Source organism: Arthrobacter sp. UYCu511 (genome assembly GCF_040547105.1).
Taxonomy (GTDB): Bacteria; Actinomycetota; Actinomycetes; order Actinomycetales; family Micrococcaceae; genus Specibacter; species Specibacter psychrochitiniphilus.
The window spans coordinates 23,310-35,988 of record NZ_JBEPPB010000018.1; the positions used below are offsets into that span (position 1 = coordinate 23,310).

A 12,679-nucleotide genomic window follows, 5' to 3' on the forward strand; every position below is an offset into this window, starting at 1 on the left:
CGAACATGATTTCCATGACTCAGGGCGGCGTTAAACGTCACAACCAGGTCCGGGTGCTGCGCGCGGTCAGGGACGCCAGCGGCATTTCCCGCGCCCAACTTGCCGAGGTCCTGAACCTGACCAAGGTTGGCGTGTCACGACCCGTGGCTGAACTGGTGGCTGCAGGTCTCCTTGTGGAAGGGCAGGCCCCGCAATCCGGTCCGGGGCGCCGGCCCATCGGCCTGCAGCTGGCCCTGGGTAAGTTTGCTTCCATCGGGTTCGACATTCGTGTGGACCGGGCCATCGAGGTGGTCAGGGATGTGGACGGAACAGTGGTTTCTCAGCAGGTCATTGATCTGCCACCCGGTGTGACTGCCCCCGCGCTGCTCGCCATTTTGGCGCAACGGATTCTGACCGCAGCCCTCCTGCCCAGATACACCATCATTGGCATAGGCGTTGCCCTGCCCGCCGAGCTCGATGATTCGCTGCGCACCGTCAAGTTTTCCCTGCCACTGGGGTGGGGAAAGGTGCCATTTTGTGATGAGTTGGAATCCCTGATTGAGAACAGGTACCAGGTGCGTCTGGCCGATGTCTCCGGCGCAGCAGCCCTGGCGAACAGCAGGATGGGCCTGCCTAACCTGGCCCACCTACAAATTGGTTATGGAGCCGGCCTGTCCTATATCCGGGACGGCTCGTTGGGCAGTCTAGGGCTGGTGGGCGAATTCGGACATATGCCCATGCTGGCCGGCGGGCCGCAGTGCTTGTGCGGACGCTTTGGCTGTCTTGATGCGGTGGCGGGGTTCCAAATCCTCGTGGACGGTGCCGCCAGGCTCGGCCTAGCCCATACCACCGGCCCCGGCGGCATGAACGATCTCAGCCGGAGGTTGTCGGAGGAGGCCGGCCAGGGAAATCAGCAGGTCTGCACGCTCATCGAATCGGTGGCACAGTGGCTGGCCCGGGTTGTTGCGGCCGTCATCACCATCCGTCCAGCGCAGGCCATGACAGTTGGCGGCTACCCTCTGGCCTTGGGTGACGCGTTCTGGCAGCCCTTTGTGGCAGCACTGGAGCAATTGCATCCTCAGGCTGCCCAGCTGATGGTGAAGTCCCCGCTCGGTGATGAGGCCTCCACCGTGGGGGTTGGGTTGCTTGGTGCGGAAATCCTCTTTAGTGACCCCATCGGCTGGGCCGCATTGCACTCGGGACTGCCGCAACTGATCTGAACACCGCCATCGTTCCGCAGCGCCGCGGCTGAACACCGGTCTGAACGCCGGGCCCGGCACCCGCCGGGCGTGGTGGCCGATAGGATTGAGGGCATGAGTTCTGCTGTTGGGTCCCAGGCCCGTCCGTTCCAAGTTGACCTGCACGGCGTTGTTGATTTGCTAAGTCGGCACATTTATTCGGGCCCGCAGGTCTATCTGCGTGAGCTGATTCAAAATGGGTGCGACGCCATTTCCGCTAGGCGTGCGGAATCCGGCTACGGGGACGGCGAAGGGCGCGGGGAGATCCGCATATTCCCCTCGAGCCCGGACAACCCCGAATTTCGCATTGATGATGACGGGATCGGCTTGAACGCGGAGGAAGTGGCGCAACTGTTAGCCACGGTGGGCCGCAGCTCCAAACGAGACTTCTTTGACATGCCCCGCCAGGATCTATTGGGGCAGTTCGGGATCGGCCTGCTCTCCTGCTTCATGGTGGCTGATGAAATTGTGGTTGTCTCCCGCAAAGCCGGCGAGAGCGCCGTGCGCTGGGTAGGGTCCGCGGCCGGGACTTTCAGCGTCAGTGTTCTGCGCGGTGCCGAGCTTCCCGTGGGGACCAGTGTGAAGCTGCGCCCGCGCGCTGACGATGCTGAACTGTGCCACCGCGCACAGGTCACCGAGTTGGCCAGCCGCTACGGGCGCTACCTGCCCGTGCCCATCTTGATTGCCGACGGCACCGGCGGATTCGACACCATCAACCAGTCACCCGTGTTTGCGCTGGGCGGTCAGGAGCGTCTTGATCGGCGCGGCGAGATCATGGAACTGGGCACCGAACTTCTGGGCACCCGCCCGCTGGACGCCATTGAGCTGAGTAGCCCCGCCACCGGCACGCGCGGCACCGCCTACATCCTGCCGTTCACGCCGCCACCGGCAGCCCGTGCCGCGCATTCGGTGTACCTCGGCGGCATGCTGGTGGAGGAGCGCAGTCAGGACCTGCTGCCTGAGTGGGCGTTCTTTGCACGCGCCGTGGTGGATTCCACCGGTCTGAAACCCACGGCGTCCCGGGAATCGCTGGTGGCCGATGAATCGCTGGAGATCACCCGGGCTGAGCTGGGTGCGGCCCTGCGCGCCTGGATCATCCGCATGGGTACCGGGAACCCGAACAAGCTGGCAGAGTTTGTCTCCATCCACCACTTGGGCTTGAAATCGCTGGTGGCCTACGACGACGAACTTGCCTCATTCCTGACGCGTTGGCTGAGCCTGGAGACCACTGCCGGACGGATGAGCATCGAGGAGCTGGTGTCCCGCAAGCAGCTCATCCGCTACACAGAGTCGCTGGAAGAATTCCGCCAAATTGCCGCGATTGTCCCTGCCGAGGACCCCGTGGTCAATGGGGGCTACGTGTATGACGCGGAGATTATCCGCCGCCTGCCATTCCTCTTTGACGGGGCCACCGTGGAGAAGGTTGCCCTGGCCTCGCTGCTGGATACTCTCGCCGTCCCGGCCCTGGCCGAGCGTGCCACGGTGCTGGTCTTCGAACAGCGCGCCAGTGCCGTACTGGCCTCCTTTGACGTACAAGTCAGTGTGCGCAGTTTTTCACCGGCCAACGTTTCGGCACTGTATCTGGCAGATGATGCGGTGCTGCGAGGACTCCAGCGCAGCGCCGCCCGCAGGGTGTCCAACTCGTTATGGAACGGTGTGCTGGACCAGGCAGGAAAGTCGCTAGACGCTGCAACGGAGCTCAACCGCCGGCTGCCACAAGCCACACTGTGCGCCAACTGGGAGAACCCACTGATCCGCACATTGGCCCGCAGCAGCGACGAGGCAGTGTTTAACCGGACCATGAAGCTGCTGTATGTGCAGGCCATGCTCGCAGCTCATCTGCCGTTGGGAGCCGCCCAGCGCAGCCTGCTCACCGAATCGCTCAGTGACCTGGTGCAGTTGAGCCTGGAACATTAGCGCCGCCCGAATTTTAATCGCTGGTTGATCCATTGCCGGCACCGCCCGTAGCCCGGGCGCCAACAACCTGCCACCGTGAGGGAACTTGAAATGAACACGAGCGAAGGACTTGAAGGCCTCATCCACGAGGCGGCAACCTCCTCTTGGGGGCCCGAACTTGCTGCCATTGTGGAAAAGGCGTTGGCGCTCGCAGTGGAGCAAGGCGATGAGTCCGGTGAATACCGGGTGCGCTTGATCATGGGCAACAATGCCCAAATGTCAGGAGACACGGACATGCTCCTGACCAATTTTGCCTGGTGCCTGGCTAAGCATGACCAAGACCCGCTGCGGTTCCCGGCAGAGCCTGATGAGGGCAGCGACCTCATGTGGCAGTTCAAATGGATGGCGGGCGTGCTGGGCGCCGACCCCCGATTTTCCAGAGAACAAATAGCGGCCGTCATGGAGGACATGGACCAGCATTACCGCAGGGCCAACCTGGGGATGTCCGGGGTGGCCATGGCACGCTTCGAATTGGCCTTCTATGATGGCCATCTCGAGGACGCCCGGGAAGCGTTCGCCACCCTGAATGCCACGGAGCGTGATGACTACTCCCACTGTGAGGCTTGTGTCCGCTCGGTTGCCATGGACTACTACCTGAGCATTGGGGATGTGGAACAGGGTATTGGCGCCTTTGCGGAAATCATGGACGGCGGCTTCAGTTGCGGTGAAGAGCCGGAGAACGCAATTTCCATGGTGCTACTTCCCTTACTGCGCGCCGGTGACGTAGATGGCCTGGATTCCTTGCACCGGCGCAGTCTGCGCGCAGCCCGGAACAACGCCGATAACTTGGGGATCATCGCCAACCATGTGGTGTTCTGTGCCGTAACAGGCAATGAGGCCCGTGGCGTGGCACTGGCCGAACGGCATTTGGCCTGGCTGGCCCACGATCCCTTGTCCCACCGGAAACACCTGAACTTCCTCACCGCGCTGGGCTTGCTGATGGAGAAAGTGGTTGCAGGCGGCAACGGCGAGATCCCTATCCGGGGCTCGGACAGCGCACTTCTGAATCCCTTCTTGGGGGAGCGTCAGGGTGTTCTTTCCGCCCAGGAACTGGCGCCCTTGTGCTGGGCTGCGGCGGAGGCCCTGGCTGCAGATTTCGATGATCGCAATGGCAACAGCTGGCACGCCCAGCAGGTGCGAGCACGCCGGGAGCTGGTGGCCGAAACCCACCCGTTGCCGCTCGGGGACGAGGCGCTCACTACCTTGGCCCAGCCGGCCGCCGTCGAACCTCAGGGCACTGAAGAGTGGCGTATTCGGGCTATAGATTTAGCAGCTACCGGCCAGTATGACGCAGCGCTGGCGGCCTATGCCAGCGGTGTGCGCGGCACCGAAGACCCCCGGGAGCTGGCCTCCCTGCACCGGGTTGCTGGCGGAATTTACGCCAGCTTACCGGGGGAGAAGAATACGGAGTTGCTGCGGGAATCCGTTTCGTTGCGTGCTGCTGCGCTGCGTGCTGCCGGGGATGAGACCATGGCGGCTTTGGCGGAGCGGACCACCGAGCTGCTGGACGGGCCAGGCAATGCGGACAATGCGGAAGGTACTGAGGCGAAACTGGCCCTCATCACCAAGGAACTGGCGTCCCTCACAGACCACCCCGAAGCTTGCTATGACCTTTATGCCGACCGTGCCTATCTCTTGATCGCCGGCGGTCACCTAGAACAAGCCCGGGTAGCCCTGACGGAGACGGAGGCGGCCATCAACGAATGGGCCGTTTCTTTCCTGGCACCATCGGAGCAAGTGCTGCGCCGGGCCAGGGCTTATCACTCCTCGCTCATGCTGCGCCTTGCCGTTGAATCTGATGACCTCGAGGAGATGAGCCGTTGGGTGCAACGGAATCTGGAGTTGGAGACGTACGTGGTCCGCAGGGCCACCAGCTTGGGGATGCGGGCGCGGCTGGCGGCACAGCGAGGTGAGCTCGTCAGCGCCTTGGCCGATGCCGAAGAGTCCACGGATTTGCTGTTGAGTGTGGGAGCGCGTGAGACTGCGGCGCAGTCCAGTGCCCTTACGGCGGCCATTTTGGCCGATATGGGCCGTACCGAGGAATTCCGTTCGCGCCTGCGCTTTGGCATCGCGCAGGCCCGGTTGGCCGAGTCCCCGCAAGTGCTGGGCCTGGCCTACACACTGTCCAGGGATCTGGTGGAACACGGCTCCAACGAGGAAGCCATTGAGATCATAGATGAGACCCTGAATAATTCCGGGCTGGACATAGGGGACCATGACCGCGGGGAACTGTACGAACTTCTGGGTATGGCCCTGCGCGGCGCCGGTGAACTCGGCGGTGCGGTGAACGCCTGGGCTGTGGGAATTACGGCCTTTGCGGCCAACGGGGAAGCTGACCGGGTGGCACAGCTGCACCTGGCGCTCAGTTCCACTTATCAGGAAGCGGGCTATCTTGAGCTGGCTGCCCAAAGCGCGCGGCAAGCCGTTGACACGTTGGCGAGTGCTCTTGAATCAGGGGCTGTTGGGATAGAGCCGCAGGCCCTGATCGCCGCCCACATGCAGCTAGCGGAAGTGCTCAGCCTGGACGACGACGATACCGCCGCCGCCACGATTGAGACCGCCAGCACGCTTGCCGTACAGGCCGATTCGGGCGTGCAGGCGGCGCAGATCCAGCTGATCCGTGCCCGCCACCTGTTCCGGGCAGAAGAGGTGGATGCGGCGGTGGCGCAGGCACTGCAAGCCGCCAGTGCCTTGGAAACTCTTGATGATGGGCAACAGCAGTCCGTCTTGGCGCTTTTGCAGGCTGCGCACATGCTGGACAATGCCAAACGCCATGACGACGCCGTGGCTATTTACCACAGCGTATTGGAAGAGCTGCAGGGGGATCCTCAGGGGCAGGAAATTGTCCGCCACCAATTGGCCGACTGTCTTGAAGCCGGTGGCAGAAATGCCGAAGCCGCAGCTGTGCGCGCAGAGGCGGAAGAAGGCCAGCAGCGCGGCTAGCTACCTCTGCGCGCTGGGCAACTTAATAGGGTGCCACTTAGTACTGGGCCACCTAGACTGGGCCGCATGGCTATTATTCATGACGCGCAGCTGCACCCGTCCAAGTCTGAGCTCCTCATTGAGTGGTTGCCGTCGCAGCCGTGGTTTCAGGGCGACGCCGCCACTCTCGTGAGGGTTGGCGCCTACCGTTTCGATGACCCTGCGGGTGAAGTGGGGATTGAAACCCACCTGGTGGCGGTAGACGGCCGCACCTATCAGGTGCCGCTGACGTACCGGGGCGCGCCGCTGGCCGGGGCGCAGGATTTCCTCATCGCCACCATGGAGCATTCAGTCCTGGGCCGGCGCTGGGTCTACGATGCTACAGCCGATCCCGTCTACCTCGGCGAACTCGCTGCTGCGATCCTGACTGACAAACCGCAGGCCGTGGAAACCCTTGCCGCCGCTGGTGGGGGAGTCCTTCCGGCCACGGTCCAGCTGGCCAGTACGGGAACACCCGCCACGTCCGACGCCGGGCTGCCGGACTTGCGCTGCGGGTTCCCGGCGACCACCGGGGTAATCACGAACGTTCCCTGCGGAGCAGTGAACTTTGCCATTTTGCGAGAATTGGACACCACCGGGACGGTGCAGCATGAGCACTCATTGAGCGCGCGCTGGGACGGGCAGGAAGTACCGGTTTTGCTTGCCGCTGCTATCGCTGCCTGAGCTCAGAGCGGGGAAACGATACCCGAGAGTGGCTTGACCGTGCCCAAGCCCCGGAAGAAAGTCCTGGGATTCTGCTTTCTGGTGCTGATTTACGCCGCGGCGTTTATCCTATTGATCATCCCTGCCGTCTTCTTGTTCATTGGCCTTCAAGCGCTCGGCAGCACCATGGGTCTCTGGGCGGGGGAGCCCACTACCAACGACGGCGAAGAGTCCTGGGCGACCATTGCCGGCCTTGTTGCCTTCGCAGTAGTGCTCACCGGAGCAGCGCTCGGAGCGTGGCCGCTGGCCCGGCGTTTCGGCATGCGTCCGTGGCGGAGCGTTGCCATTGCAAGCGGCGCCGTGGTCATGGGATTTGCCGTGTGGCTGATTCCCGGTTTTTAGTAAGGCACAGGTTCCGGTTCTGCCCGTGGGAGCAGCGCGGCGTGAGCAATTGCTGCCGCAATGAACAGGAGCAGAAAGCCCAGTAGACCCATGGCCACCGAGTTGCTGGAGGCCTGCTCTTGGGCGACGCCGATCAGGAACGGCACAGCTGCCGCACCAAACAGGACGGCCAGCACAAGGATTGTGGGGCTGTACCCAACGCCGTCGGGGCCCACATGTCTGGCAAGGTGCCTGGGCAGCAGTGGGTTGAGAATTAGCCACAGCACAATACCCGCGATCAGGGCGCAAGCCGGTATGACAACCAGCAAAGGCAAGGCTCGCGTCGCTGTTCTTGATGTACTCGGCTGCTTGGAATTCACAGACAAACTTATCCCCTTTTAGCTCTGCCCCGGTGTCATCCGGCATCCATTCACCGTACCGAAGGGGCCCCTGACTAAAAGGCCAGGGACTGGGAGCGCGGGCCAGGCTATCTGGCTGCCAGGCGTAGATTGACCTTCTGGCAGAGCTGTTCCTCAGTCAGAACGGTCCCACGCTCGTCCTTAAGCGGGGACACAACCACGGTGTTGTTGGGATTCAGGCAGGCACCTAAAGCGGGGGATGTGGTGACGGGGCCATGATTCGTGTTCTCGGGGCCAACGAATTTTCCGGGAACCATGAATCCGTAGGCCCAGGTGGCTTCGCAGGAACTGATGGCACCGGCAACTCCAAGGGGGTCCATGCCATCAGCCTGTGCGGCATCCGTATATTCAGAAGTGGTGGATTGCGCGCTGTAACAACGGGTCGTGTTGTCGATCTGGAACTGGGTTGCGGGAATAACAATTGCTGCTGCGCTAATACCGAGCACCAGTGTTCCCGTGCCGGCCAGGAGAGTCACCTTACGCATCTTGGCCGTGTGCTGTTTCCGTGCGATTTCATTTTGGGTGCTAGACCAAACCCGGTCCATGTCAGCGTCAGTGGGCCAGTGATCGTGTTGTTCATTGTTCATGATGCATCCTTTATTCGCTGGCGGGTAGTAGTTTACGCAGCCGTGATCTCAGGCGGGAGAGCCGGTTGCGGACTGCTGAATGGGTGATTCCCAATGACTGCGCAGCGGCTTCGTAGCTGAAAAGCGTTGACAAGGCAGAGCCGAAAAATCTCTCGGTCCGTGGCCGAGAGTGCCGCGAGCTCGGGTTGCACGCTTCGCAGCAGCGCGGCATCCATGGCGTGGCTTTCGATGTTGTGCCCCGGCTGGTGGAGGTGGGGTGATCTGCCAGATCCGCGTGGTCGTTTCGCCATTCCTTCCTACGGATGTTCCGGCACTGCAGGCGGCACACCGTGGCCAGCCAAGGCATCAGCGAGCCGCCGGGCAAGTCAATGTCGTTGGATTTTTCCCACAGCACTATGAACGTGGCTTGGACTGCGTCCTCAGCAGAGTTCCTAGACCCGAGAAAGCGATGGGCAACGGTGGCGGTCGCCTTGAAATGACGTTCGTAGATCTCCCGAAAAGCTCCGTGGTCCCCTGTTTGGAGGCGTCTGAGTAGCTCATGTTCCGAGACCTGGCGGGCAGCTTGGGCAGCTTTGGGCTTCATTGCTGCACACTCGCTTTCATTGGATTTGTTGACGCTTACACCTGTCTATGTCCGTAGCCGAGTAATCGTCTCATCACTGCGGCGTAGTATTTTTTCGCCGGCGGATGCAGCAGCGCCGTTGTCAGTACTCGACTGCATGGCTCGTTTCAGAGCAACGAAACGAACCCTGCCGCCCGATGAGAGGACTACTGAGAGAGAACCACTGGGCAGGGGTTGGCAAAAACCCGCTTCACGTTCATGCAGTGGGATGCGGGGGCACATACTTCGGCATAAATCCGAATGATTTGTACAGTGGGAGGCATGTTACTAAGCCGAACCGCACTGTTGACCTTGATTCTGTCCATTGGGTTGCTCGTTGGCGGGGCGCTCGTCGTCACCTTCACGGCTCTGGGCATATTAGGGTGGGCCCTGCTTGTAGTAGGCATCGTGGCTGCAATCGTCGCCGTCACCACGTCAAAGCCGGAGCGTCTGAGCGAGAAAGCTGGCACTGCACAGAATCAAAACTGAGCTTCCTTTTAGAGCATCAGAATTCCATAACGGCAAGCTCTTGCGGGAGCCACCAGATTACAGTCTCTGACTGTTAGGTGCTGCGGGCCCTGTATCTTGGCGCACCTTTTACCAATCGACGCCTGCTGCGCGCAAAATCGAGTTGATCTTTTCATCATGTTCGGTGTTCCAAGCATCAAGTGTCTGGGCATCCTCTTGCTGGGCTTTCGCCGAGACCGCTTTCAATACCGTTTCCAGGCGGTCAGCTGGCACAGCGACGATCCCTTCCTCATCCGCAACGATGAAATCACCTGGGTGAATGAGTACGCCACCGCAGTTCACGGGTTGTTGCAGCGGAAGTACCACAGCTTTCAGCCCTGGCTTAGGCACTACGGCACGCGCAAATACGGGAAACCCGAGTTCACGGATTTCTTTGACATCACGGATCGCGCCGTCGACTATCAAACCGGCAATCCCGCGCCGGAGTGCGACAGCACAAACGTTTCCGCCTGCGATTGCATGGGAAGCATCACCGCCGTCAACTACCAGTACAGACCCAACGGGGGCACGGTGAATCGCTGCGTGGAGCATCAAATTATCTCCAGGGGCGCAGCGCACTGTATAGGCCGGTCCGTTTAGTTGCGCACCGTCCCACAACGGCCGAATTTCAGAACTAAGGATTTGCGACCGGTTAACCTGATCGGCGACTGCTGTGGGCGAGACAAACTGCGGCAAGGCTGACATGAGGACTCCCTAAAGTGATCGGATGCACTTTGAGCCTACTGGCCAATGGTCGTGGACGTGTCTGGTGAGTGTTGCTTGGGCGGGTACAGCTGGTGCCGAACGAGGATCCGGAAGGCTAGCTGTCGATGTGCCTCGACGACGATCAGATCGATCACCAGAACCTCGTCTCCTGCAGACTGTAATGGCCTCACCGGAGCAGGACCTCTCCTGCGCCAGCACACCTCCACCGGGCTCAATGCGCGGGTCAGCTGCTCTACTGTGTTCCGAGCGGGGACAGGCAGTTGGTGAGCCCGTCATGAAGCAGTGATATCACGTTTAACCGCCTTCAGCGAGTGTTCCTGCCGAGTCAAGAACTGCTTGCCGAACCATCTCGCGGGTCAGGTCTCCGACTTCCTCCGACAGCCGCGCTGTACGTTTCTCCCCGATGAACGGCCGTGCAGGCGAGTCTTGAAATTTGTGCAGACGAGTACTGGAAACGACATACATAGGCTCACTAGTAATATTTGAACGTGTTCAAAAAGAGTGCTTTACTTTGAACTGAACACGTTCAAAAGATGGGACTCGGCATGAATGACAACCGGTTGGAGCGCAAGAGCGATCAAACGAAGGCTCTGGTGCGCCAGAGTGCCCTTGGCTTGTTTCGGAGCCAGGGCTATGCCAAAACCACCATGCGCGCTATCGCGGAGGAGGCGGGTGTTTCACTGGGGAGCACCTATTACTACTTTGCATCCAAGGATGAACTGGTCCTGGAGCTGTACCGCGAGTCCGTGACGGAGCAGCGGGCTGCTGCCAGCGCAGCCTTGCAGGACAAGTCAGGCCTGGGTGAGCGGCTGAAGGCGGCACTTCATGCCGGTGTTGATGCAATGACCCCCTATCACGCGTTTGGCGGTGCCTTCGTTGGTAGCGCACTGCCCCCGCAATCTGCGGTCAACCCCTTTGGTCCGGCTTCCGCTGGGGTCCGCGAAGACGCTATCGGAATTTTTCGCAACGTTGTTGAGGGAACCAAGGTGCCAGCGTTCCTGCGTGCCCAGCTGCCGGAACTGCTGTGGCTCGGCTACATGGGTGTAGTCCTGTTCTGGGTGTACGACCATTCCGAAGACCAACGCCGCACCCGCGCCCTGATCGACGGCGCCGCCCCTCTGATTGCCAAACTGGTGGGACTTTCGAGGCTGCCCGTGGTGAAGCCGCTCATTGAGGAAGCGCTCGCGCTGAAGGCCCGGGTGCAAGGATGAAAAGTGTGGTGATTGCGGGTGCCTCCGGTTTCATCGGAACGTATTTCCGCCGTGAGTTTGCCGCCGGTGGGTGGCAGGTACGCACCGTGGGGCGAACGGGCGACGCCGTGTGGGGCGATACCGCGGCCATCACAGAACTCCTCGAGGGTGCGGACTTGCTGGTGAACCTGGCCGGGAAGTCTGTCTCCTGCCGTTACACGCCAGCGAACAAGGCCGAGATCATCCGCTCCCGCCGCGAGACCACCGCCGAGCTGGGCCGCGCCGTTGCCGGCTGCACCCGCCCACCCGGGGACTGGTTCAATGCCAGCACCGGGACCATCTACCGTGACGCGCGGGACCGGCCGCAAGACGAGTGCGACGGCGAACTTGGCTCCGGCTTCTCCGTCGAGGTGGCGCGGGGCTGGGAAGAAACGCTGGCTGCCGCAAATACCCCTGGCACGCGGCGGATCCCGCTGCGCATCACGATCGCGATGGGGCCCGGCGGCGGTGCCATGCGCCCCTTCAACACCCTGGTCCGGCTGGGGCTTGGCGGGCGCATGGGCGGCGGCGAACAGAAATACAGTTGGGTCCACATCGAGGATCTGTTCCGTGCCGTGATCTTCCTGCATTCCCACCCGGAGATTACCGGACCGGTCAACATTGCCGCGCCCGGGGTCGTGAAAAATGCCACCCTCATGGCAGCCGTGCGCCGGGCTAACCATGTGCCTTTCGGACTGCCTGCCCCTGCCTGGCTGCTGCGGATAGGAGCCGTGCTGATTTGCACGGAAACCGAGCTCGTGCTCAAGAGCCGCTGGGTCTCGGCGAGCAAACTGCAGGACGCCGGGTTCGAGTGGAAACACCCGGAACTGGCTGGTGCACTTGCCGACATCGCAGGCGGCTCCCGTGGCTGAGGAAGGGCAGTACCCGCCCAGACAGGCGCAGAGCGCCCAGTGGGCCAAGAAGGATCGTTTCAGGATGCGCTACGGTGCAAGCGCCCTGATCATCGGTTGGTTGGGCACTTTCCTCCTCTTTTGCCTAGGGCTGACTGTTGCAAATTTGATCGCCGAGGGCCCACACGGGTTGGGAGCGGGCTTCTTCTTCCTAGCGGTGATGTTTGGTTTTCCAGTTGCCCTCTTGGCTGGCCTGCCACTGGCTGTTCTGCTCGCCTGGCCATTGCGGAGGGTCCGGGACCAGCGCCTTCATGTTGTGGCCTTCGCCCTAGCTATGGGGGTGGTTGCAACAGGTGCTGTTCTGTTTTTCTATGCACCGGACTCTGCGGAAATGGGTGGGCTCATGGTCGCTTTGATCCTATGGACCGCAGCGTGCGGTGCTATAGGCCGGGCGTCCGTCATCAAGCTTGTGACGCGCCGTAACCCGCTTGTTCCTGGAGGCCTTGAAGACGGGCTGAGCCGCACCGATCCGGTAGGCTCGCCATAACACTGCCTGCCCCCGCTACTTGCCGAGAATGGAT

The 12,679-nt window shown here is 61.6% G+C and carries 13 protein-coding genes; 9 read left to right on the forward strand and 4 right to left on the reverse strand.

The window, feature by feature from the left end:
- Nucleotides 1-5 precede the first annotated feature (5 nt).
- The 5 genes from ABIB48_RS17650 to ABIB48_RS17670 all read left to right on the forward strand — a co-directional run bounded on the left by ABIB48_RS17650 (nucleotide 6) and on the right by ABIB48_RS17670 (nucleotide 7,199).
- A complete protein-coding gene (locus ABIB48_RS17650) occupies nucleotides 6-1,199 on the forward strand; it encodes an ROK family transcriptional regulator (RefSeq protein ID WP_354213781.1) in 1,194 nt (397 codons plus the stop codon).
- A gap of 93 nt (nucleotides 1,200-1,292) precedes the next feature.
- Complete coding sequence (locus tag ABIB48_RS17655; protein ID WP_110104793.1) at nucleotides 1,293-3,134, forward strand: HSP90 family protein; 1,842 nt, start codon at nucleotides 1,293-1,295, stop codon at nucleotides 3,132-3,134.
- A gap of 90 nt (nucleotides 3,135-3,224) precedes the next feature.
- Nucleotides 3,225-6,116, forward strand: coding sequence for an ATP-binding protein (locus ABIB48_RS17660; protein WP_315914291.1), 2,892 nt, complete (start codon nucleotides 3,225-3,227; stop codon nucleotides 6,114-6,116).
- 66 nt (nucleotides 6,117-6,182) lie between these two features.
- Nucleotides 6,183-6,818, forward strand: coding sequence for a CG0192-related protein (locus ABIB48_RS17665; RefSeq protein ID WP_315914290.1), 636 nt, complete (start codon nucleotides 6,183-6,185; stop codon nucleotides 6,816-6,818).
- 39 nt (nucleotides 6,819-6,857) lie between these two features.
- Nucleotides 6,858-7,199: a hypothetical protein gene (locus ABIB48_RS17670; RefSeq protein ID WP_354213782.1), complete on the forward strand. Its 342-nt coding sequence runs from the start codon at nucleotides 6,858-6,860 to the stop codon at nucleotides 7,197-7,199.
- Here ABIB48_RS17670 and ABIB48_RS17675 read toward each other — a convergent pair.
- From ABIB48_RS17675 to ABIB48_RS17685, 3 genes are all read right to left on the reverse strand, one after another.
- A complete protein-coding gene (locus tag ABIB48_RS17675) occupies nucleotides 7,196-7,564 on the reverse strand; it encodes a hypothetical protein (RefSeq protein ID WP_354213783.1) in 369 nt (122 codons plus the stop codon). The two genes, ABIB48_RS17670 and ABIB48_RS17675, sit on opposite strands and share 4 nt — an antisense overlap.
- A 101-nt stretch (nucleotides 7,565-7,665) precedes the next feature.
- Nucleotides 7,666-8,184, reverse strand: coding sequence for a hypothetical protein (locus tag ABIB48_RS17680; RefSeq protein WP_354213784.1), 519 nt, complete (start codon nucleotides 8,182-8,184; stop codon nucleotides 7,666-7,668).
- Nucleotides 8,185-8,194: 10 nt separating this feature from the next.
- Nucleotides 8,195-8,767, reverse strand: a complete 573-nt coding sequence (locus ABIB48_RS17685) for an RNA polymerase sigma factor (protein WP_354213785.1) — start codon at nucleotides 8,765-8,767, stop codon at nucleotides 8,195-8,197.
- A gap of 300 nt (nucleotides 8,768-9,067) precedes the next feature.
- On the opposite strand from ABIB48_RS17685, the gene ABIB48_RS17690 reads away from it, so the two are divergent.
- Complete coding sequence (locus ABIB48_RS17690) at nucleotides 9,068-9,274, forward strand: hypothetical protein (protein WP_146212979.1); 207 nt, start codon at nucleotides 9,068-9,070, stop codon at nucleotides 9,272-9,274.
- A gap of 108 nt (nucleotides 9,275-9,382) precedes the next feature.
- Here the strand turns inward: ABIB48_RS17690 and ABIB48_RS17695 are convergent, their stop codons facing one another.
- Nucleotides 9,383-9,997 (reverse strand): RraA family protein, encoded by a 615-nt coding sequence (locus ABIB48_RS17695; protein WP_110104785.1) that lies wholly within the window; start codon nucleotides 9,995-9,997, stop codon nucleotides 9,383-9,385.
- A 566-nt stretch (nucleotides 9,998-10,563) separates the two neighbouring features.
- Between ABIB48_RS17695 and ABIB48_RS17700 the strand changes: the two genes are divergently transcribed.
- The 3 genes from ABIB48_RS17700 to ABIB48_RS17710 are packed head-to-tail and all read left to right on the forward strand — an operon-like array spanning nucleotide 10,564 to nucleotide 12,645.
- A complete protein-coding gene (locus tag ABIB48_RS17700; RefSeq protein ID WP_245932021.1) occupies nucleotides 10,564-11,229 on the forward strand; it encodes a TetR/AcrR family transcriptional regulator in 666 nt (221 codons plus the stop codon).
- Entirely contained in the window at nucleotides 11,226-12,119 is an 894-nt protein-coding gene (locus ABIB48_RS17705) for a TIGR01777 family oxidoreductase (protein ID WP_110104784.1), read from the forward strand. Before ABIB48_RS17700 ends, ABIB48_RS17705 begins: the two co-directional genes overlap by 4 nt.
- Complete coding sequence (locus ABIB48_RS17710) at nucleotides 12,112-12,645, forward strand: hypothetical protein (RefSeq protein ID WP_110104783.1); 534 nt, start codon at nucleotides 12,112-12,114, stop codon at nucleotides 12,643-12,645. The genes ABIB48_RS17705 and ABIB48_RS17710 overlap by 8 nt, the downstream gene beginning before the upstream one ends.
- Nucleotides 12,646-12,679: the final 34 nt, after the last annotated feature.